This window comes from Sporosarcina sp. ANT_H38 (assembly GCF_008369195.1).
In the GTDB taxonomy this organism is placed as follows: Bacteria; Bacillota; Bacilli; order Bacillales_A; family Planococcaceae; genus Sporosarcina.
Genome location: NZ_VOBC01000007.1, coordinates 67,359 through 90,196, shown reverse-complemented (window position 1 = coordinate 90,196; position 22,838 = coordinate 67,359). Strand labels below are relative to the sequence as shown.

Here is a 22,838-nt window from a genome sequence, read left to right as displayed (position 1 = left end):
GAATAGCTCATTTCTTGCTGACTAAGGAGGAATCAAATTCCTCCCCCGAATCCGAAGATTCTAGTGTGTGTTTTTTTCGTCCGACCGAAGCCGACTTACTAGAAACGTTTTGCTCAAGTGCGTTAGCACTCTCGCTATATTTCATTGATGTTTTGCTGTTCAGTTTTCAAGGTTCATGTAGGAAGAATCAACTTGCATTCTTCACTTTTAGTAGTTGTCGTTGTTTCGGTGACAACTTTTATATCATAACATTTCGTTCCGTCCGTGTCAACAACTAATTTCAATTTCTTTTTTCGTTGTTTGACTGTTTTCGATATGTCGGACTGGCAACGTTATCTAATATAACACCTGGTCATTTTAAATGCAACACTAATTTCAAATTTAGTTTCAATTTCTTTTAAAATAAAACAAAAACCGCTATGCAACGCACTTTCAAAGGCATTGCATAGCGATTATTTTCTTTATTCTTTCTTACGCATCTGCGGGAATAGAAGGATATCACGAATCGATTGCGCATTCGTTAACAACATAACTAGTCGATCGACCCCAATCCCAAGACCTCCAGTTGGTGGTAATCCGTACTCAAGGGCTTCAATGAAGTCATCGTCCATATCATGCGCTTCGTCATTCCCTTGTTCTTTTTCAACAAGTTGTGATTCGAAACGTTCACGCTGATCGATTGGATCGTTTAGCTCTGTAAATGCATTCGCGTGTTCGCGACGCACAATAAATAATTCGAACCGATCTGTAAAGCGACCATCTTCCGGATTTTTCTTCGCAAGCGGCGAGATCTCAACTGGATGCCCATAGATGAATGTCGGTTGTACAAGTTGCTCTTCTACTTTTTGTTCGAAGAATTCATTTAGTACATGGCCTACTTCCATAGTCGCTAGCACTTCTATTCCATGTTCTTCAGCAAGCGCATGAGCTTCTTCCTTCGTCATCTCTTTCCAGAAGTCGGCACCCGTATATTGTTTGATTGCATCAACCATATGTAGACGAGTCCACCCTGGAGCTAAATTTATTAAATCATCCCCGTACTGCACTTCAGTCTTACCAAGCACCTCTTGCGCAATATGCGAGACCATGTTTTCAGTCAATGCCATGATATCTTTATAATCCGCATATGCTTCATATAGTTCTATCATCGTGAATTCAGGGTTATGGCGCGTCGAAGTTCCCTCATTACGGAAAACACGTCCAATTTCATAAACCTTCTCAAGTCCACCTACAATGAGGCGTTTCAAATGGAGTTCGATTGCAATACGCATATACAATTCCATATCGAGTGCATTGTGGTGCGTGATAAACGGACGTGCAGAAGCTCCTCCAGCAATTGCGTGTAGCATCGGCGTTTCAACTTCAAGGAAACCTTGTCCATCTAAATAGCGACGCATCGACTGGATGATACGACTTCTTAGAATGAACGTCTCTTTACTACCTTCAGTCGCAATCAAATCCAAATATCGCTGACGATAACGCTGTTCGATATCTTTCAATCCGTGGAATTTCTCAGGAAGTGGACGTAGTGCCTTTGTAAGGAACGTGAATTCAGTTGCTTTAATAGAGAGTTCTCCAACTTTCGTCTTGAACATCATCCCTGTAATACCGATAATATCCCCAAGATCTGTACTATTATAAAGTTTATAAGCATCTTCACCGATTGCATCTTGTCTCACGTAGATTTGAACCTGACCACCAAGATCTTGTAGGTTGGCAAATCCAGCTTTTCCTTTTCCACGTTTCGTCATGATACGGCCCGCAATTGTTACTTGGTGTGGCGTTTCATCAAGCTCTTCTTTTGATATTTCTTCAAACTGTTCCCGGATTTCATTCGACAGATGTGTACGTTCAAATCTTGAGCCGAATGGATCTAATCCACTCTCCCTTATATCTTCCATCTTCTGGCGTCTCACCAAAAGCTGGTCGTTCATTTCATCTAAGTGTGACATTTCATTCACTCCTTCATCATTATCCGCTGCAATAGATAGCATGCATCTATTGTACACAATTTGAGCCGCCCGGACACGCTTTACTTGTCTGCATCGTCAAATTAACTCATAAAAAGAGCCACCACAATTTGTGGCGGCCTCGATTACCTGATTCAAACAGCACTTACACCAAACGCTACTTGTTCACGTTCCATAAATTCACCTATTTCAAGGGATTGAACACTACGATAGATCATTCACGAATCCCCAAGCGCCACCTGTACAATCATAACGCCATTAACTTTCCTAATTAAAGGGATTGTAACCGCTTCTTTCATCTCGCGAGTGATATTCCAGTTACGCTTTGAATACGCGTACGCTCGCGGCCTTGACCGCTTTAGCATTTTCAACCGCAAAAATATGTTCATCGTCCCAACCAATTCGCATTTTCACACTTACCGGTTTATAGGCTTTAGCGACAACGGCCGAAACCATTTCAAAAATTTCTTACCATCACAAGCGGATTACCTGTTTTCATCAACTAGACGGCTAGAGACATCTCACTCACCTTGTTGTAACAGATCAACGACTCCATTAACCTTCCTCCATAGCATAACGCCTGCGTCTACCATCGGACTGGCCATTAAAGGAGCAATTTCAAGAAGCGGAATAAGAACAAAGGCCCGCTCACGCATTCTTGGATGCGGCACAATCAAGTTCTCTGTTTCAATATTGTCGTTATTATACAGCAAGATGTCTAGGTCTACAGTCCGCGGACCCCATCTTATATCACGGATCCTGCCCAATTCCTGTTCAATCTTTTGACAAAATCCCAAAAGTTCCTGTGCTTCAAGGCTCGTTTCCACACAAACTACCATGTTGAGAAAATCCGCTTGATCTGTAAAGCCGACAGGTTCCGTTTCATAAATCGACGATACCGCTGCAACTGTTGTACCTTCGTGCGAATGAAGTGCCCGCACCGCCTCTTTCAAATGATTCAGCCTATCTCCGATGTTTGACCCAATCGAGATGTACGCTACATTCACACAAAGCTCCCCCTCGTAATATCAACGGACACTGAAGCGTAATGACCTGGAATCGGCGGATCTGGTTTCACGAGTACTACTCGAACGCCAGTCACCTTATCCGCAAACGCAGCTAGTACAGCAGTTGCAATTTTTTCCGCAACTGTCTCAATCAATTTTACAGGTTCGCCCTCAACAATCGATTGACAAACACTGTATACTTCCGCGTAATTCACCGTTTTATCCAGATTATCCGTTTTTCCCGCTTCAGAAAGATCCGTCGCAAGAGAAATTGTTACACGGAAGCGCTGGCCGAGCTTCGTCTCCTCAGGCAGTGCCCCGTGATAACCGTAAAACTCCAATTCATTCAAATGAATATAATCCATAGCGCATCCTCCTATTGTTCAAAATTCGTTTTTCCTGTCAGGACATCCATCATTTTCGCCATTCGCGCAATCTCCTTAACGTCATGAACCCGCATAATGTGGCAGCCGTGTTCGATTCCGTAACAAACCGTTGCGCCCGTCCCTTCCAATCGTTCCTCAACAGGTAAGCCCAGCACATTGCCGATTAGCGACTTCCGTGAAGTTCCGAGGAGTACCGGATAGCCCATTTCAGAAATCCGATCTAACCCTTGCATCGTCCATATGTTTTGACTAGCATTCCGCGCGAAGCCAATGCCTGGATCCAACCAAATATTTTCGTGCGCTACACCTGCCGCAACCGCAATCTCGACGTTTTCTTCCAAATCAGCGATGACTTCATCCATAAAGTTACCTTCATACTCCGCCTTCTCCCGATTATGCATCAATATAATCGGGACATTATGCTTTGCTGCAACGTCCGCAATATACGGTTCACGTTTCGCTCCCCATATATCGTTTATAATCTGTGCACCCGCAAGAATCGCTTCTTCCGCGACACCCGCCTTATATGTATCAATGGACACCGTACACCCAAGCTCCCTTGTCAAAGCCTTGATAACCGGAACTGTTCGTTCGAGCTCTTCTTCCAATGAAATCGGGACATGCCCTGGACGTGTTGATTCTCCACCCACATCGATAATCTTAGCTCCATCGCGAAGCATCTCTTCCGCACGCCTAAGCGCGGCATCAATGCGGCCGTATTTCCCACCATCCGAAAATGAATCCGGAGTTACATTCAAAATACCCATAATGACTGTTTCTTTTTTGAAATCCATATCCGTATTTCTAAACTGGTATGTATCACGTGCACGAGCCAATTCCATCAACAGCAACCTTCTTCCATCTTATCTATTGCCTGCATATACATTTCATGCAGTTTTTTATAATATGCACCTGTCGCTCCCGGAAGCGAAGTTTCTTCAATCATAGATAGCGGCACGAGTTCCTGTACAGCATTCGTGACGAATAACTCGTCCGCATCCTCTACTTGTTCTTTGCCGTAAAACCCTTCATTCACAGTAATTCCAGCAGATCTAGCGCATTGAATGATAAAAGCTCGTGTCGTCCCTGGAAGAATCCCTGTTTCTATAGCCGGTGTAAACAGCGCGCCATCCTTCACCCAAAAGACATTTGACGTAACACCCTCCGCAACAAAACCTTCATCTGTTACGAAAAGACCTTCCAATTCTTTCAACGAAGACAGCTCCAGCCTTCCCCGTACGTTATTAAGGAAGTTATGCGATTTATGGCGCACAACGCTTTCCGGTTTATTTCGCGTAGTGCCCAGCCAGACAGCTTTCTTTTCCGTCCCTCGAACAGTTGAAGCCAATTCTTTTCTGAATAAAATAACGTTCGGCGATGCATACGAGGAAGGTGCAAGACCGATATCATGGACCCCCGCAGAGACATTTAACCGAAAATAGCCATCCTGTCCGCCATTTAAGTGATTCAATTTACGCACAACTGCAAGAATTTCGGTTTCTTCATAAGGCATCGCAATGCGGTACTCCGTAAGTGCCCTGTGCAATCTGTCCATATGTTCATCATACAAGAGCACCTTGCCGCTGTATGTCCTGAAGGTTTCAAAAAAGCCAGCACCGTATAGAAATCCATGATCAAACGGGGATATCTTTAACTCCTCCGCACGCAAGAATTCACCATTCATCCAACACCACATGCCAAATCCCCCAATCTTACTTTTCAGCCATTGCCTTCACTTACCAAAGCGCTTTTGCCTTATTCAATGATTCCACATATTTTACTTCCGACACCGAACCAACCAATAGATCCTGTAAATAAACCTCTTCGCTTCCTTGTGTCCGTCCAATATTGATTAATATCTTTATCTTACCGTGTAAAAGTCGTTTTACGCTATTAAAAGAAGAAAAGGCGGTGTCTTTTTATTTAGGGAGTAATCATATCCAACCGCAACAAACATATTTCAATCAAATAAAAAAGAAGAAGCATCTCTGCCCCTTCCCTCCCCACGGTATTACTCTTCGTCAAATTGATAGAGTGGCGTACTCAAGTATCGTTCACCATTAGATGGTAAAATTGCAACTACTTTCTTCCCTTTACCAAGCTTTTTCGCCACTTGTAGCGCTGCAAAGATTGCCGCTCCGGATGAAACACCACCAAGAATACCCTCTTCGCGAGCGGCACGCCTTGCTGTATCATACGCTTCGTCATTCGTTACTTGGATGATTTCATCATATATATCCGTATTTAGTACCTTAGGGACGAAACCGGCACCGATGCCCTGAATTTTATGCGGGCCCGGCTTACCGCCTGAAAGCACAGGTGAATCTGTCGGTTCAACAGCAATGATACTCACTTCAGGAAAACGTTCTTTCAAAACGCTACCCACTCCCGTAATCGTACCACCCGTTCCAATTCCAGAAATGAACGCATCCACGCGATCTAGTGCATCTGCGATTTCAGGGCCAGTTGTTAAGCGATGAATTTCAGGATTTGCATCATTGTTAAATTGTTGCGGCATGAACCAACCATTTTCCTTTGATAGTTCTTCCGCTTTTCCAATGGCACCTTTCATTCCTTCAGCACCTGGTGTCAACACAAGATCGGCACCATAAGCTCGAAGTAGATTACGTCGCTCTGTACTCATCGTATCCGGCATAACCAAAACAGCCTTATACCCTTTTGCAGCCGCAATCATTGCAAGGCCGATTCCTGTATTTCCACTTGTCGGCTCGATAATCGTGCTTCCTTCTTTCAAATCCCCTGACTTTTCAGCCGCTTCAATCATCGCAAGCGCAATACGGTCTTTGACACTAGAACCTGGATTCATATATTCCAGTTTCAAGTAAACATCTGCATCATCCACCCCGGTCATTCTATTCATTTTAACAAGAGGCGTCTTCCCAACAAGATCCGCAACAGAGTTTCCAACTAACGTCATTTATACTCACTCCCAATTCCTACTATTTTGATATGCTTTATACTATTAATATTACTACCATTATGTGAACATTGTCAACAATTGAATGCCACAATATGTATGTATTCTTTCACTTATACTTTTAGACTTAAACCACTTAAATTAGAAAAGCTGTCCGGAGGCGCTGATTTATATCAGCTTCCGAACAGCTATCTATTAATTACCGTAAAACCACTTCGCATCAAATTCTTTCCAAAACGCTTCTGGGCTGACCGTCTGTGGCAACTGCTCAAGCGCAAGTTCACGCTTGATGTGATCCTTTACTTCGTTAAATTTAAACGACTGCCCTTTCACCACTTCACTTACGCGAATCACCGCATAAGTACCGTCACTCAAGGCTATCACTCCACTCGTCGACCCTTCATTCGCATCGGACACAGTTTCTATAATTTTCTTGTCGATTGAATCCGTCGAATCATTGATGTAACCGATATCTCCACCTAGACTAGCGGAAGCAAGATCCGTCGATCGCTCTTTCGCAAGAACATCAAAACTTGAACCTTTTGAAAGCTCATCAATTGTTTGTTCCGCATCTGTTTTCGTAGGGACAACGATAATAGCGGTTCGGTAAGCGGTTAGTACATTGTAAAGTGCAGTATTTTCATCAAACTGCTTCTTTATCGCTTTATCTTTAACGACAACATCTTTCGTTAATACCTTTTCAAGAATGAGATTAGAACGGATTTTCTGACGCATTTCATCCTCATCTTGACCAGAATGAGAGCGGCCGTCTACGGAACGAATAAGCGCAATTTCAAGATCGATTTCCTTGTCGGATACCTTAATCCCGTATTGTTCTGCAGCTACCGCCATTACTTTTTCATTCACAAGCTCAAGAAGAGTTTCGCGTCCTACTTCCTTTTCCATTGCCGACATCCACTGTTCCCTCGTTATAGGCTTACCGGCAACCGATGCCACCTCTTCATCTGTTTGTTTCGATTTGTCCGGTATGAGCCATCCAATGAACCAGAAGATATTGAACGCTAAAAGGATTCCAATTAAAAGAATGAGTGGTTTCGTCTTCAGTTTACGTTTCTGACCATTTATCGATTCCAGCTCAGGCTTCCGATTGTATTTCATGGATAAAACCTTCCAGCTCTTCTTTCGGATATAAATACGTTTCCATACAGAAGTGACAATGCGCTTCCGCCTGTCCATCCTCTTCAATCATGTCTCGAATTTCGCGCTCCCCAAGACCAATGATTGCATTTCCAAATCGTTCCCTCGAGCAATTACATGCGAATGAAATAGCCATCCGATCAAGGATTTCCACGTTTTCTGCACCGAGAACTTCTCCAAGTATTTCCTCAGGAGTAAGACCACGGGCAATTAACGTTGAAATTGGTTCAACGTTGGCAATGCGCTCTTCCAGCGTTCCAATTGTCTCTTCCGTCGCACCAGGCATAACTTGAATAATGAAACCTCCGGCAGCTTGAACAGTATTGTCCGGGTTAACAAGGACACCAAGCCCCACAGCAGAAGGTACCTGTTCTGAAACGACAAAGTACTGTGTGAAGTCTTCGGCAATTTCACCCGACACAATAGGTACTTGTCCTGTAAAGAAATCACGCAGGCCAAGATCTTTGACAACCGACAGCATTCCTTCTGTTCCGACGGCACGCCTTACGTCAAGTTTACCCTGCTCATTTAACTCAAAATGTGTTTGCGGATTCGAAGCATAACCTCGAACTTCACCATGCGCATTTGCATCGATGACCATCGAACCAATAGGTCCATTTCCGTCAACTTTTATTGTCAGTTTGTCATCGCCTTTTGACATGGCACCCATCATGACAGCCGCTGTCATCGAGCGTCCTAAAGCCGCTGTTGCAGTCGGCCACATAGCATGACGGCGTTGTACTTCTGCTACAGTTTCTGTCGAGCGAGCTGCATATGCCCGGATTGTTCCATCGAATGCGAGAGCTTTTACTAAGTAATCATTCATTTATTTTCTCTACCCCTTTTACATATTACGTTCATAGATGAGATGAAGCCCTTTTAGTGTCAAGAAATTATCAACGACATCAATTACAGAAGTTTCGCTTGCGATTAAGCCAGCGAGTCCCCCAGTAGCGATAACAGTTGGTTCTACCTTACTTTGCGCTTTCATACGCGTAACAATTCCGTCGACCTGCCCAACATATCCATAGACAATCCCCGACTGCATAGCAGCTACCGTACTTTTTCCTACAACATGATCCGGTTTCGTCAATTCGATACGTGGTAATTTCGACGCCCTATCGAATAGAGCCTCCATTGAAATTCCAATACCCGGCGCAATTGCTCCGCCCATATACTCGCACTTTTCATTAACATAACAGTACGTTGTTGCTGTGCCAAAATCGACAATGATAAGTGGATTCCCATATTCATGGATTGCTGCGACTGCATTAACGATCCGGTCTGCACCGACTTCACGAGGATTTTCGTACTTGATGTTCAATCCCGTTTTAAGGCCAGGGCCAACAATAAGCGGTTTTTGATTGAAATATTTTCTGCACATTTGTTCAAGAGGGAACATGACCGGTGGAACAACCGACGAAATGATAATGCCAGTTACATCACCGAAAGAGAGTCCGACGTGTGAAAACAACGACTTCACTTGCATCGCATATTCATCTTCCGTCTTATGTCTGTAAGTTTCCATGCGCCAATGATGTTTAAGTTGTCCGTGTTCATAAACGCCAAGAACAATATTCGTGTTTCCTGTATCCAGCACTAAAATCATAATGGTTTCCTCGCTAACTTCATCATTTTCCAACACATCATACCACATACTAGTGTACAGAAAAAAGCTGACTGCTTCAAAAGAAACAGTCAGCTCTCATAATATGTTTAATCTCTGCGTTCTTCGTCGATTGATTTAAGAGTTTGGTCTGGATTCGACTCTTTCGGTAAATCACCGATAGAAGGGTCCGTAGGTGCTCCAGTTGAATCAGAAATGACTGTGTCATCTCCTTCTTTCAACAGATCTACACTCTTAACGTCTTCATCTTTATTATCTAAACCGTAACGGCCATATGGACGATCAGGCAATGTACCGTGATCTTTCAGATGATTAATTTGCTCTGCATCGAGAGTTTCCACTTCAAGAAGTGTTGTTGCAATCAAATCAAGCAATTCGCGTTTACTCAAAAGGATTTCTTTTGTACGAGCATATTGTTCTTTAATAATACGTTGCATCTCTTGATCGATTTCATACGCAATTGATTCGGAATAGTTCTGTTCGGAGTTGAAGTCTCTACCAAGGAATACTTGCCCTTGAGACTGTCCGAACTGCATCGGTCCGAGTTTATCACTCATTCCGTATTCCGTTACCATTGAACGTGCGATAGCAGTTGCGCGTTGGAAGTCATTGTGTGCCCCAGTAGAAACTTCACCAAGGACGATTTCTTCTGCAACACGACCACCAAGAAGTCCTGCGATTTTATCAAGAAGTTCAGGTTTCGTCATGAAGTAACGGTCCTCTTTTGGAAGCATGACGGCATAACCGCCTGCCTGACCACGAGGGACAATTGTTACTTTATGAACGATTTCGGCGTCATCGAGCATTAGCCCTACAACTACGTGACCTGCTTCATGGAACGATACAATATCACGTTCTTTTTTCGAAACGACACGACTCGTCTTCGCAGGTCCCGCAATAACGCGGTCCGTTGCTTCGTCGATGTCTGACATATCGATTTTCACCTTATCGCGTCTTGCGGCAACAAGTGCTGCCTCGTTCAATAAGTTTTCAAGATCTGCACCCGAGAATCCAGGTGTACGTTGTGCAAGTGCCTTCAAGTTGACAGTATCGTCAAGTGGCTTGTTGCGCGCATGGACTTGAAGAACAGCTTCTCTTCCTTTTACATCCGGACGACCAACTGTAATCTGACGGTCAAAACGTCCAGGACGTAGAAGTGCAGGGTCAAGAATATCAGGGCGGTTTGTTGCCGCAACAATGATAACCCCTTCGTTCTCACCGAAACCATCCATTTCAACAAGGAGTTGGTTCAATGTTTGTTCGCGTTCATCGTGTCCACCGCCGAGGCCCGCGCCACGTTGGCGACCGACCGCATCGATTTCATCGATGAAAATAATACATGGTGCGTTCTTTTTAGCATTTTCGAAAAGGTCACGTACACGTGATGCCCCGACCCCAACGAACATTTCTACGAAATCAGAACCCGAGATTGAGAAGAACGGAACACCCGCTTCACCTGCAACCGCACGTGCCAACAACGTTTTACCAGTACCAGGAGGTCCAACTAACAGAATCCCTCTAGGAATACGTGCGCCGACTTCAACGAATTTACGTGAATCTTTTAGGAAGTCAACAACTTCTACAAGTTCCGCTTTCTCTTCGTCAGCACCCGCAACATCTGTGAAACGTACCTTTTTACGATCATCCGTATGAAGCTTCGCCTTACTCTTACCGAAGTTCATAACACGACCACCGCCGCCGCCTCCGCCTTGCGCCTGATTTAACAGGAAGAAGAACAAGATGAAGATAATGATGAACGGTAGAAGACCCGTAAAGAAGGATACCCACGCGCTCGCAACAGGAGTCGGCAAGATGTCGATTTCCGTGTTAGTTTGCGTAGCAAGTGTACGGATATCTTCCTGCGTCTTGGTATCGTTCATAATATTCGTGACGAACTCTTCGCCTTCTTTATAGCCTTTCATTGTACCCTTCACTTCAAGGACAAGCTGAACTGGCTGTAAACTTACTGTTGAAACTTTTCCATCTTCCAACGCAGTGATAAATTCATCGTAGCGAATCTCTTTCTGTTTCGGGTTTGTATTGTTTAGTGAACTGAATATCCCCATGATTGCAAGAAATATCAGTCCGTATAATAGAAAGTATCGAAGTATTCGATTCATCCCAAGCCTCCTCATTTCATTAGACAGAAAACTAGTGTAAATCTTATCACAGGTCTGATTCATCCTACAAAGGAAATGCCTTAGTAGAATTTTTTCATCTGACCTTTAAAAAGACTTTTCTACAAATAGTTAAAAAGAATAGATTTCCTTTTTCAATACGCCAATATAAGGTAAGTTTCTGTATTTCTCCATGTAATCAAGCCCGTACCCAACAACAAATGCATCCGGTACGTTAAAACCAACGTAATCCGCTTTCAAATCTACCTTCCGACCTGTTGGCTTATCAAGAAGAGTAACGATTTTAATCGAATTTGCTTTTCGGTATTTCATCAGTTCGACAAGGTAACTTAATGTCTTCCCGCTATCGATAATATCTTCAATAATCAGCACATCTCGGCCTTCAACACTTGTGTTTAAGTCTTTGACGATTTTCACTTCGCCTGATGACACTGTTGCATTTCCGTAACTAGAAACGTCCATGAAGTCTAGTTCCATGTAAGTATCGATACGCTTAATGAGATCACTCATGAAAGGCAACCCGCCTTTCAGTATACCAATCGCGAGGACGTACTTATCTTTGTACTCTTCTGTCAATACTGCACCAAGCTCAAGAATTTTCTCTTGTATTTCTTCTTCTGTAACCAGTATTTCTTCGATATCTTTTTTCAACATCGAAATTCCTCCTCTTTGCATGTAGATCTATAATGATTTTCTCGTACTAACTATGTACTTACTCTGATCTGTCTTGTTTCGTGAAAATGCCACTCCATACCGCACTCCTGGAACTGCACAAATTTCACCTTGCGCTGTAATGATTACCGGTAATCGGTCGCGTTCTGTCATGCCAACCTTTTCATCGATAAACAACCTAGATAAACGTTTCGGATGTGTCATACCCGGTAACAAGATTCGATCCCCATCCTCTCTTCTCCTGATGGACAGAGGAAGTTTAGAGTGAGGCAAGTCAAAATACATGATGTCATCTGTGTCCATGAATAACTCTGTATCAAAATTACTCACTTCATTCCAATAAAGCTGAAAATCTTTTCCCCAGCGGGTCCAAACGCCTTTAGGCAACATTTTTTGCATATCCAATTCTACAGTTGGTGTATCACGAACGAACGTCAGCACGCCATATTCCCGAATGAATCGGTAACCGCGTGGAAGGTGAATAGATACATTCCCGTTTTGCGAAGATAGATGATGCAATAGTTGACTTATAAGCGCAGAATTATATTTTACGGGCATAATTTCCCCATTGTAAAGATACCTCAATAATATTGTAATCATCCGTCTTTGTAAAGTTTGGTGCATAGCGGAAAAAGCATTTCCGTCAACGACAGGCAGGCCCGCTTCTGTAAATTTGGTAATATTATTAAAACGTTCCTGTGCCAACATTTCAAGCAATTCTTCATCTTCCTGTAAATACCCAGACATTTTCACTGCGTTTTCAGCAGCTCCCGGGTTTTCATCAAGGATAAACGGGATAATTTTGTGACGATAACGATTGCGCAGATAGGTATCACTTTCATTGCTTGGGTCTTCACGATAATTTAATTGGTTTTCTTCAACATATGAAAAGAGGTCTGCTTTCATAGCCGGAAGGAAAGGTCGAATAAGAATCCCGCCTTCAACTTCTCGCTTCACTGGCATACCTGAAGGTCGACTACCTTTCGTTACTTGCATCAAGACCGTTTCCAACTGATCTTCTGCATGATGCGCCGTTGCCAAGACATCATAACCGTGTGTTTTCATGATATTCTCGAAAAATGCATATCGTCCTTCCCGACAAACAGCTTGCACATTGCCGCCTTGTTTTTCGATAATATCTGGAACTTGAACACTTCCACCGAAAAACGGAATTCCATGTACTTTACATAACCCAGCTACAAATGTACCGTCTGCTGCAGACTCTTTTCCACGCAACATATGATCGACGTGAATTGCGGCAACTTCGATTCCCATTCTATCTCGATTCGTGGCCATAAAATGTAAAAGTGCCACCGAATCCACCCCACCGGAACAGGCGATTAAAACACGGTTTCCTGAAGCAATGAGTGACCATTCCTTGATGAATTGAAATATCGTCTGCTTAAATTTATCCACTGCCCGGCTCCCTCCTCTCTTCAATTCTACTGTTGTTCAAATTTTACCATAGAATACCTAGAGGAGGGGTTCCATTCACTTATGCACTCATCCGATAGCCTTTTCCCGGGAAATAGTTTGTGAATATGGTGTAAAACTCGACCACTTCGGCAGTACATGGTCGATTTTCATAACCAACACGGTGCGATCGTCTCCTATCAAACCAAACTTTCGTTCCATTTCATGCATAATACGATCCGCAATTTTGTCGCACTCTAACCCCCCGTACTTTTCAAGTGTACTGTACAACGATTTTTCTTGTTTCTCCAATGTAATATCGCCATTGAAAATCCCGTCAGTTACCATGAGTATAATGTCTCCTGACTTTAACTCTTCATTTTTTGCCTCTACAGAAAAGGACGGTAGAAAACCGACAGGAACAGATTTGCTATCCAATCTTAAAAAATCGTCACCGCGTTTAATATACGTACTCATCGACCCAGCTTTCCAAGACCAAATACGTCCGTCCTGCAAATCAACGAGAGCCAGGTCAAGTGTGGCGTACATATCATCTAGCCCGTTCAAAGACATCATATAGTGCAGCGTATGCATAGCTGTTTCAGGATCCATTTTTCGATCCAAACATTCCCGCATTAAACGAATTACCTTTCGACTCTCACGATATGCATTTAAATCCTGGCCCATTCCATCCGACAACAAGACCGCCGTTAGTCCTTCATGGATTGGAAAAACTTCATATGCATCTCCTGCATGGAATGTTTCACCGCCTGCCGTTGTGACAATACCGTAATCAAGTGAAAAGCGAACCGCCGAGCCAAACGTTAATTGAATATGTGGAAAAGGGTCTTGCAAAACGGCTGATTTGGCGACCCGGAACGGTTCATCGTACATTTCTTCTAGAATTGGTAGGATAAATCTTTCTGCTACTGTCGTGTCCGTTTCAAAATCAGATCTTTTCTCAGGAATACAACAGATAATGCGACGCGCTCCCCTCTCTCCCGACAAAACGTCAATCTGGAAGTATTCAATATTTTTCTCTTGAAGACGTTTCGCGAGCTCTTCCTCAGCTGGCTTATAGACAGTCAAATCCTCTTTTACTTCATTCATAATTTTATCCAGATGAGTGCTCATATCCCGCAATTGAAGAGCAAGCATTTTTCGCCCATGCTGAAGTTGTCCTGTCAATAAGCGATTGGCAGCTTGTTCTTCCAGTTCTGTCACCAACCCATTGAATCGAATGCACTTATATTTAATCTTTTCCTCAACCCTGTGACGCTTAGCTTTTTTCGTCATAGAATAGGTTGCTTCCCATTCACTAAGAAGCCCCCCCATATCATTATCTGCGCCTTCCCAACACTTGGAATGACGGAAACAAGACTGGCAAATCTTTGGTATATCCTGCTGAGGCAATACATCTGGATTATCGCGGGTGGGAAACCGATCACCGACAAGCGTAGACATAAATTCTGAAAACTGTTTGAAATCAGATAACTGCTCATCAAGCCTGTCTGCCAGCCACTTTTGTCGTTTTTCAGAGGTTTCCGTATTCTCAGGATAAAATACTCGTCGAATCGGCTCTAATCTTTTCGAAGGGATTATCAAAAAAACAAGAGTTGCAGTAGCAATTGTTATAAAGTGCGATTTATCAAGCGGCAAGGTCAAATCATACATAAGGAAAAATACAGATACAGAGACCCCACCTAACGCGATGCCGATTTTCCCAAACCGGCGGAGTGTGCCTGCAAAAAAGCCTGTCATACCATACACAGCCATCATTCCAGTGAACGACAATTCTGCCAACCCCACAATCGCAGCAATGATCATCGCGATTGTTGTCGCAAATGGAAGACCCCCTACAAGTGCCGCAAGCAGGATTGTCAGATGAATAAGTGTTCCTGAAACCGAAACGGGACCTAACATTATTCCACTCATACCAGTAGTAGCTAGTGCGCCGACAAGGCAAGCCGCGCCAAGCCGTTCGGGTGTCCATTTACCGAAAAAGATCCGATCTGCGGCAGGAAATGCGACAAAGAGGAAAAAAGTCATGATCAAAGCAAGGACCGCTTCAAAACCTATATATAATTGAACATTTACTGGTGGTTGTCCGAGATGCATAATGAACTGCCACAACACTTGAACAACGATAATACATCCCGCTACCGTGAGCGGTACCGATTTTCGCATCAGCGGATATTTAATAACCGCATTGAATAGAGCAAGCATCAATAGATGGATAACAGCCTGTCCAAGGCCAAGAAATGCACTCCCGAACATCCCGCCAATGAACACCCATATGAGGTGTTTTTTGAAGCGGGCCCGCGCAAGTGCCCAAACAGGCAAGAAAAAAGGAACCGCTGCATCGAACAATACAGCTTGCGACAAGAAAAAAGATCCAAATAAGAATAAGGTCGCAACTAAAATATGCATTTTCCGTTTTCCAATTATCTCGATATACATACCAATCGGATGGCCTACCGGACGCACTAAATGATCAATTAGTTTCATTTCTCATTCCTCCTATGTCTACTATGCTTTGAGTATACATAGGTAGACGGAAAGAAATTGTCTGTTTCTGACAAAGAGTCAACGAAATGTTTCGACTCATTCCGAACTGTTTTTTCTTTTTTCCTAAGAGGGTTGACACTTCATCGATTCACTTGTATTATAAATATTGTTCTTCTAATTAGCAGACATAAATGCTTCCAGGACATATGCAGGCGGCGTAGCTCAGCTGGCTAGAGCGTACGGTTCATACCCGTGAGGTCGGGGGTTCGATCCCCTCTGCCGCCATTAATGAAATACAGGTACAACCGTCCAATAGTTGGACAATAAGTTATAAAAAAAACACTCCCTACGACGTAGGGAGTGTTTTTTTAAAATGAAAAACGGACGATTGTTTGGTGACGTGTGGCGGTTTATGCAATTTGTCGTGATAGTTCTTGCAGATGTCATGACAGTTTGTGCAAATGCCATGATAGTTTCACCAGTTACCATGACAGTTTGTGCCAAAGTCATTACAGTTCACCTCCCCGAACACAATCAAAAAGCAGCGAACAAGGGTAATGACCCTATGTCCGCTGCTTTTCTTTATACTATTCTTACATTTTTTCATGAATTGAAACAGCTAGCAAGTTACCCTCTGCTTGCGCCACGGCCACCGCGTTTCGATTCTGTCGCTCTCTTCAAAGTAGAGAGACGCTCTTCGCTGTCTTTCATGAACTTCGCCATCTTCTGTTCAAAGTTCTCAGGGCGTTCCATAGCGGGACGACCACCTTGACGCGGACGTTGCGGGCGCTGAGGACGTTCTGGACGCTGTTCAGATTCAGGTTTCGCTTTTCTAATTGATAACCCAATTTTACCATCTGCACCGACGTTCATCACTTTCACTTCAACCATGTCACCAACTTTAAAATGATCATTGATGTCTTTGACATAATTGTCCGCCACTTCACTAATATGGACCAGGCCTGTTGAGCCACTCGGTAGCTCGACAAACGCCCCGAAGTTTGTGATTCCTGTTACTTTACCCTCTAGCTTGCTGCCTACTTCAATTGACATAAAAAAAATGCTCCTCCTTAAAATTTAAGCGGGCCCCACGCTGGGAGCCTTGCAACCGTATTAATGAGCCCTGCAAATTGCAGGATCCTTACTTCCATTATAGCCAATAAAAAAAGAGTGTCAATAAGACTACTCTTTTCCGTCGTCTTGTTCATCTGTTTTTTTCTTATTTTCGGGTATTGAGAAAATAATTTCACTCTTTTCAGACAGGAAGTATTCTTTGCGTGCAAGTTTTGCAATATACTCGTCATCATTCAATTTCACGATTTGTCTTTTTAGCATTTCTTGTTCTTCCTGCACCCCTTCAAGCTGGGCAAGAACTTCTACTTTTTGCAGTTCTTTCTTAGCTAACGCCTGTTTCTGGTTGACGAACATATTCGTCAGGCCACCAAGAATAATGGCTGCGGCAATAGTAAACACAGCTAATCTTCGATACAAACGGACTTTCCGCGCATTCTTCCTAGTCTCTTTCTTTTGAAGTGAGCGGACATATTCAGTTTGAATCGATGCGACCCTATCGGACGATTTCCTCTGCTGCTTCTGTTCCACGTTCCGCACTCCCTCTCTACACACAATACAATTTGTTAGTCCACAAATTATATATCATTTCACCCTTCTTTTAAAGAGTTTTCTGGAAATGATACGGTATAATTTAACAAATGGTGTGCAAAGGACTACAATGATTCTCGCGATAAAAAGAATGATTTTACGGACAATCAATACGATCAGACGAACAAAAAACCAGAGCGGCTTTATAAACAGAACTAACAAGACTCTCCCTAAAAGTCGAAATGGCTTATAAAAAATAGTTACATATAGCAACATTCCACTGATTTGTGCAAATGGATCATATATCCTCCAGGCACCATCCCTGACAAGATAAAGGATATAGAATGTTCCGCATCCGATAAGTACCCAACCAATAACTTCAAGCCAGACTGCACGCTTGCGAATAATCGATTTCTTCCCAGCGTGCGCCGTGCTTGTTCCGATCATATCCATGAATGCCCCAGCAACAATGCCTGTCCCAATCATAGCGAGTAGGCTAAGAAATTGAACGGATAGACTCATCCAAACAATTTATGGAGAAAACCTTTTGAGCCTGATTCTTCTTCATCATATTGAATCGTACTGACCGTTCCCTCCAATGTTAGAAGTCCTTTATCGACATCTAGATGGACGATACGTAGTTCCTCTCCACGGATTTGTAACAATCCTTGTGATGTCCTAACGAGAAATTCTTCCTGATCGAAACGGTCAATTGATTTTACCGACGTCAAGTCCATCCGTTTTCTATTGCGCATAGTAACGACGTGGTCTCCTGATGGAATTGCGTACGTAGGACTGTCAGTTTGAAATTGCATTATATGCTTCCCCCTTTGGCTTGTACGTTCACTGTTAGCTTATGCCTAGGTATAAAAAAACATGACAGGAATATTCCCTGTCATGTTTTTCAGTCTTCGTCATCCACGAATTCCGGTTCCACTTTTTCAAGCTTCTCTTCTTTCAAAATTGTGTACATTGAGGCTGCATCGTCTTTTTTAGTCGTATCTTTCAGCACGTTGATTTTTACCGTTACAATTTTCTGACCGAAACGGATAGCCAATTCATCGCTTTCTTTTACAACCGATGACGCTTTTGCAATCTTTCCATTGATCGTTATACGTCCTTGATCAGCTACTTGTTTTGCAAGTGTCCGTCTTTTAATTAGGCGGGATACTTTCAAAAATTTATCGAGTCTCATAATTATCTTCCCCTTCTTTCGCTTTCTTCCAAAACCCTTCCAACTCATCAAGTGTATAGGCAGTAAAATTGCCCTGTCCATCTTTTACACTCTTTTCGACGAAAGAGAATCGTCGGTGAAACTTTTGATTCGCGTGCACAATAGCTTCTTCCGGGGATAGTTTAAGGAAGCGCGAAATATTGACGATTGTGAACAAGACGTCACCCAGTTCGTCCATTTGGCTGTATTTCGTTCCACTCTCTAGTTCTTTGCGGAATTCCATCCACTCTTCATCAAACTTTTCAAAAGCACCTTCAATCGTCGGCCAATCAAAACCAACCTTTGCCGCCTCTTTTTGATAATTAAGTGACGTTAAAAGTGACGAGGAAGGACGCTCTTGCCCTTCTAATAACGATTCAACTTGTGGCTTTTCTTCCCGCTTGATTTCCTGCCAATTTTGTAGGACTTCTTCGGAATTTTCCACATTTCTATCTCCAAAAACATGTGGATGACGACGGATCATTTTAGAACCAACCACCTGAAGTACATCTTCCATCGCAAAATAGCCGTCGTCTTCGCCAATTTGAGTATGAAGGAATACTTGCAGCAGCACATCACCAAGTTCTTCGATGATAGCTTCGTCATCTTCTTTATCAATCGCCTCTAGTAACTCATGTGTTTCTTCAATCAAATACCGTTTCAGCGATGCATTCGTCTGTTCACGATCCCACGGGCAACCGTCCGGAGCGCGCAGCGCAGCGATGATTTCCCTGAACGTCGACCAATCTTTCAGCCGCGCTTCTCTTTCGACAACAGGCGGTACATAAACGGTAGTCAAATTATTTATTTCAGTGACACGGTCTAGTTCAAATAGTGGAACTGTAATCAATTGCTCACCGGTAGAGCCCGCCGCCGTTACAACCGTCACCGGATGATCGTAGGCGTATTTTTCCATTAGTGATAGTTTCACTTCGGACGCCACGAACGCATCGTACACTTGTCCAATCAGAATATGCTGCGTCATATGGGCATCATCTCGTTTCATATCCGTCCCATCTAGCAACTGGAATCCTTCAATCGGATCGATACGCAGCGCTGCAAAAATTGGATCGAGAAAACTATTTCCACCTGCGATTTCCATTTGGATTAAACCTTCACGTTCTTTCCCAACTAATAATTGTACCGTCCGTTCTGCAACGAGCGGATGCCCTGGGACAACATAGGTTACCGGTTGTTCTGCACACATTATGAGCAGTCGTTCTACAATTTCATCATATACATTCTCGAACGAGTCGTGTTTTTCATAAATTTCATCGAAGCTTGTCAGAACAATACCTTCCGACCTTAACTCGGCTACAGCAGGGTGCTGGTCCGTACGCGCCACGATACAGTTTGCCACTTTTAATTTCCGGTATGTTCCGAGTGCTAACTGGTCAAGGTCACCTGCGCCAAGACCGATAATTGTTAACTGATGCATGTCATTCACCTTTTCTTTTATTAAGTCGTAATTGCAATGTAGCTAAACGTTTACCGAATGGAAGAAGAAACCATTCCTTCTCTGCCATTATACGTGTTTTCATAATGACGAAAAGGAAAACAATAGCCCCAGCCAAAACGGATGTTAATGCGATAAGTGTCGCCTCTATTCGCCCAGGTAACTCGTCAAATAAAGACCCGTCTGCCACAATCATCCACGGGTAAACAACCGCTATCATGAGGGTTGTCGCCCCTATTACCCATCCGTAAAAACGGGCTGGTGCAAGACGGGTTGGCCAAACCTTTTTAAAGTACAACAGCAGTCCAAATGTAATTGCCGCTAAACCGATATTACCTGCAATTGCAGCTCCAGTGACGTCCCACAAAGGAACCAGGAGTTGATTGGCAAAGATTTTTATAACCAACCCACCGATAAGCAGGAGCGTCGGGACCTTCACTCTTCCTGCACCTTGCAGAATGGCTGTCAGCGGTAAAATCAGCGACAACCAAAAAACTTGTAGCGAGAAAATAATAAGCGTGACAGAACTGTCACGTGTTTCGAACAGCATTTCATTCACATATGGCATAACAAGCGCTAGCCCAACCGCAGCTGCCCACCCAAATAGAAACGCTGTGCGGAATGTCAGTCGGATGAATGGCAACGCTCCCCGCTTCGACTTTTTTGACGAGTGATGAGCGATAAGCGGAACGATAGCAAGCGCTAATGTCGAGGCAATTAGAATCCCCATTTGCACAAGCGGCTGTCCGCGGTCGTAGACACCCTTCATTACCATGGCCGTATCCTGAGCGAAACCGTTAGCTAGAAGGATATTGTATACCGTAAAGGAATCGACGAGCTGAAACAACAACAGGATGAGTGAGCTTGCACTGACACTAAGACTTACGATTGTCAATTCTTTCACAACTTGCCATGTATCTACTTTCTCTAAGGGGCCTTGGAATTTATTGCGGTAATAGAGGGCAAGAATGATAACCCCTGCACTTTCTCCAACAACCGCACCCCACATGGCCACCTCCCCCGCCGTATAGAGCGAAGCGCCCGCCCGCATAGCAATCCAGGTTCCAATCAGAATAACCATCACACGGAATGCCTGCTCACCTACACCAGATACGGCAACCGGCATCATCCGCCCTTCCGATTGGAATGAACCTTTCAAAACGGCTAACGCCGGCATGACTAACACAATATAGGCACCCGCACGCAGCAGTGGTACGAGCCCAGAATCACCCATCGAACGGGCAAAAAACGGGGCAAATACGGTTAAAATAATAAAAAAGGTTAACGATAATAGTAGCAGATATGTAAATGCAATACGCATCATCGCCTTTGCCTCACCGCGACTTGTGCTACTCGCAAGAAGCTTCGACACCGCTACCGCAAAACCGTACGACGTCCAGACGATAAAAATACCGATGAACGGATAGACTTGTTGATAAATGTAAAACCCCTTGTCACCGACCAGATTTTGAAACGGAACTCGATAAACCGCACCGAGCAATTTCACAATAATTGCAGAAATCGTAAGAACGGATGCGCCTTTCATGAATGTTTTCATATTCCATTGTTGCGCCATAACCGTGCCTCTTTCTTTTATACATAATGCCCCTATTATATCACGAATCATAGGAGCGAAAATTATCCATAAAGACATGGATAATTTATAAATAATCACAAACAGGTTTACTATTCCAGAATTATGGGAATGACATAGATATAATGTAAGTTCAAAAGGTTCTCCCCTACTTATAAACGACCTGAAAGTCACAACCATATAGTAGTTCATTCAAATATAGTCACACCACATCCAGTTCACCAATTCCACATTTGACCTTTCCAGAACGAAAAATGGTTATAATTTTTGTGAATTATTGACTGTAAAACACATTAAAAATACTAATACCAAAAGGTTAATTGGAGGAAAAAGGATGATAAAAAAAGTGCCTGTAAAACACATACTGTCCGTAAAGATAAATTCAAAAAGAGAAGATATGTATATGAACGCAACACATTTCGGTCTAAGTCACCCAATTGTCATCGCATGCAGTCAAGAGCTCGACACCTTACTAAATAGATATGAAAATATCCGATCCGTTCAACAAGCTCGCAAAGTAATGTCCTAAATTCAGGTTAAAAAAGTGCCTGTGTAAGACATAGTGAATTTTAATTCCATGCACGCTGCTCCAAACATAGAAATCATCAATGATGAGTACCACACCATTGATTGTTATGAAATATTAGCCTATCAAGCTCCAAATGCTAAAACACAATAAGAATCCTCAAAATCCGAAATGACGAAATTAAACACTATCAAACCTTTTGGTCCCTCTATGTTCCCTTGACGAGAAATCAACCAACTCTACAAATCACAAAACAATGTCCCACCGATTATAAAAGCGACAAGTATCCGAGCCTCAGCCGACGAACAAAATCATGCAGTCTGGTGCTTATTTTTATTGAGTCCTCACTAAATACTGTTTGATTAGGAATGCCTCTTCATGTAAATTGTTTGCTCACACTTACAATTTACATGAAGAGGCATTCCTTTTTGGCATTCTTGAATACCTAATTATTCATGATTCACGCGTCCGCCTTATGCAATCTAAATAATCAAATTAATATAACTGTACTTTCATTAGCAACTTATCATATATTAAAAGTTAATTACATAATAATGGAAACACTTCAGATTCCCCATAACTATAAACATAATAATAGTTGCAATCATACATACATTACGAAAAATTTAC

General features: G+C 43.0%; 23 protein-coding genes and 1 tRNA gene. 2 read left to right on the top strand and 22 right to left on the bottom strand.

Translation table 11 applies throughout. From position 1 onward, the window contains the following. Positions 1-461 precede the first annotated feature (461 nt). The 14 genes from lysS to FQ087_RS21715 form a co-directional block, all read right to left on the bottom strand. On the bottom strand, positions 462-1,952 hold the full coding sequence (gene lysS / locus FQ087_RS21780) for a lysine--tRNA ligase (RefSeq protein ID WP_149582700.1): 1,491 nt from the start codon (positions 1,950-1,952) through the stop codon (positions 462-464). Between the two features lie 336 nt (positions 1,953-2,288). Then, positions 2,289-2,426: a tRNA-dihydrouridine synthase gene (locus FQ087_RS23235; protein ID WP_255452503.1), complete on the bottom strand. Its 138-nt coding sequence runs from the start codon at positions 2,424-2,426 to the stop codon at positions 2,289-2,291. Positions 2,427-2,491: 65 nt separating this feature from the next. Next, a complete protein-coding gene (gene folK, locus FQ087_RS21770) occupies positions 2,492-2,977 on the bottom strand; it encodes a 2-amino-4-hydroxy-6-hydroxymethyldihydropteridine diphosphokinase (RefSeq protein ID WP_255452502.1) in 486 nt (161 codons plus the stop codon). Further along, entirely contained in the window at positions 2,974-3,342 is a 369-nt protein-coding gene (gene folB / locus FQ087_RS21765; protein WP_149582699.1) for a dihydroneopterin aldolase, read from the bottom strand. Before folB ends, folK begins: the two co-directional genes overlap by 4 nt. Before the next feature lie 11 nt (positions 3,343-3,353). Further along, on the bottom strand, positions 3,354-4,205 hold the full coding sequence (folP, locus tag FQ087_RS21760) for a dihydropteroate synthase (RefSeq protein WP_149582710.1): 852 nt from the start codon (positions 4,203-4,205) through the stop codon (positions 3,354-3,356). Further along, a complete protein-coding gene (gene pabC / locus FQ087_RS21755) occupies positions 4,205-5,059 on the bottom strand; it encodes an aminodeoxychorismate lyase (RefSeq protein ID WP_149582698.1) in 855 nt (284 codons plus the stop codon). The genes folP and pabC overlap by 1 nt, the downstream gene beginning before the upstream one ends. A gap of 315 nt (positions 5,060-5,374) precedes the next feature. Then, positions 5,375-6,301, bottom strand: coding sequence for a cysteine synthase A (gene cysK / locus FQ087_RS21750; RefSeq protein ID WP_149582697.1), 927 nt, complete (start codon positions 6,299-6,301; stop codon positions 5,375-5,377). 195 nt (positions 6,302-6,496) lie between these two features. Next, the gene (locus FQ087_RS21745; protein WP_149582696.1) at positions 6,497-7,420 is read right to left on the bottom strand and encodes a peptidyl-prolyl cis-trans isomerase; all 924 of its coding nucleotides are present in this window, start codon (positions 7,418-7,420) and stop codon (positions 6,497-6,499) included. Beyond that, on the bottom strand, positions 7,398-8,285 hold the full coding sequence (gene hslO / locus FQ087_RS21740; RefSeq protein ID WP_149582695.1) for an Hsp33 family molecular chaperone HslO: 888 nt from the start codon (positions 8,283-8,285) through the stop codon (positions 7,398-7,400). The genes FQ087_RS21745 and hslO overlap by 23 nt, the downstream gene beginning before the upstream one ends. 18 nt (positions 8,286-8,303) lie before the next feature. Continuing rightward, positions 8,304-9,068, bottom strand: a complete 765-nt coding sequence (locus FQ087_RS21735) for a type III pantothenate kinase (RefSeq protein ID WP_188006862.1) — start codon at positions 9,066-9,068, stop codon at positions 8,304-8,306. Between the two features lie 107 nt (positions 9,069-9,175). Next, complete coding sequence (gene ftsH / locus FQ087_RS21730) at positions 9,176-11,206, bottom strand: ATP-dependent zinc metalloprotease FtsH (protein ID WP_149582694.1); 2,031 nt, start codon at positions 11,204-11,206, stop codon at positions 9,176-9,178. 129 nt (positions 11,207-11,335) lie between these two features. Further along, the gene (gene hpt, locus FQ087_RS21725) at positions 11,336-11,878 is read right to left on the bottom strand and encodes a hypoxanthine phosphoribosyltransferase (RefSeq protein ID WP_149582693.1); all 543 of its coding nucleotides are present in this window, start codon (positions 11,876-11,878) and stop codon (positions 11,336-11,338) included. A 27-nt stretch (positions 11,879-11,905) separates the two neighbouring features. Continuing rightward, positions 11,906-13,312 (bottom strand): tRNA lysidine(34) synthetase TilS, encoded by a 1,407-nt coding sequence (gene tilS / locus FQ087_RS21720; protein WP_188006861.1) that lies wholly within the window; start codon positions 13,310-13,312, stop codon positions 11,906-11,908. An 87-nt stretch (positions 13,313-13,399) separates the two neighbouring features. Then, positions 13,400-15,817: a SpoIIE family protein phosphatase gene (locus tag FQ087_RS21715; protein WP_149582691.1), complete on the bottom strand. Its 2,418-nt coding sequence runs from the start codon at positions 15,815-15,817 to the stop codon at positions 13,400-13,402. A gap of 211 nt (positions 15,818-16,028) precedes the next feature. Between FQ087_RS21715 and FQ087_RS21710 the strand changes: the two genes are divergently transcribed. Next, positions 16,029-16,102: transfer RNA gene (locus FQ087_RS21710), tRNA-Met, on the top strand. Here FQ087_RS21710 and FQ087_RS21705 read toward each other — a convergent pair. From FQ087_RS21705 to FQ087_RS21670, 8 genes are all read right to left on the bottom strand, one after another. Continuing rightward, positions 16,103-16,327: a hypothetical protein gene (locus FQ087_RS21705; RefSeq protein ID WP_149582690.1), complete on the bottom strand. Its 225-nt coding sequence runs from the start codon at positions 16,325-16,327 to the stop codon at positions 16,103-16,105. A 117-nt stretch (positions 16,328-16,444) separates the two neighbouring features. Further along, positions 16,445-16,870, bottom strand: coding sequence for a S1 domain-containing RNA-binding protein (locus tag FQ087_RS21700; RefSeq protein ID WP_149582689.1), 426 nt, complete (start codon positions 16,868-16,870; stop codon positions 16,445-16,447). Between the two features lie 129 nt (positions 16,871-16,999). After that, positions 17,000-17,419: an FtsB family cell division protein gene (locus tag FQ087_RS21695; RefSeq protein ID WP_149582688.1), complete on the bottom strand. Its 420-nt coding sequence runs from the start codon at positions 17,417-17,419 to the stop codon at positions 17,000-17,002. Between the two features lie 54 nt (positions 17,420-17,473). Beyond that, complete coding sequence (gene yabQ, locus FQ087_RS21690; protein WP_149582687.1) at positions 17,474-17,941, bottom strand: spore cortex biosynthesis protein YabQ; 468 nt, start codon at positions 17,939-17,941, stop codon at positions 17,474-17,476. Continuing rightward, positions 17,938-18,234: a sporulation protein YabP gene (yabP, locus tag FQ087_RS21685; RefSeq protein WP_149582686.1), complete on the bottom strand. Its 297-nt coding sequence runs from the start codon at positions 18,232-18,234 to the stop codon at positions 17,938-17,940. The genes yabQ and yabP overlap by 4 nt, the downstream gene beginning before the upstream one ends. A gap of 89 nt (positions 18,235-18,323) precedes the next feature. Next, positions 18,324-18,614: an RNA-binding S4 domain-containing protein gene (locus FQ087_RS21680; RefSeq protein WP_149582685.1), complete on the bottom strand. Its 291-nt coding sequence runs from the start codon at positions 18,612-18,614 to the stop codon at positions 18,324-18,326. Then, entirely contained in the window at positions 18,601-20,070 is a 1,470-nt protein-coding gene (gene yabN, locus FQ087_RS21675; protein ID WP_149582684.1) for a bifunctional methyltransferase/pyrophosphohydrolase YabN, read from the bottom strand. Before yabN ends, FQ087_RS21680 begins: the two co-directional genes overlap by 14 nt. A 1-nt stretch (position 20,071) precedes the next feature. Then, entirely contained in the window at positions 20,072-21,664 is a 1,593-nt protein-coding gene (locus FQ087_RS21670) for a putative polysaccharide biosynthesis protein (protein WP_149582683.1), read from the bottom strand. Between the two features lie 352 nt (positions 21,665-22,016). On the opposite strand from FQ087_RS21670, the gene FQ087_RS21665 reads away from it, so the two are divergent. After that, the gene (locus FQ087_RS21665) at positions 22,017-22,211 is read left to right on the top strand and encodes an aspartyl-phosphate phosphatase Spo0E family protein (protein WP_149582682.1); all 195 of its coding nucleotides are present in this window, start codon (positions 22,017-22,019) and stop codon (positions 22,209-22,211) included. Positions 22,212-22,838: the final 627 nt, after the last annotated feature.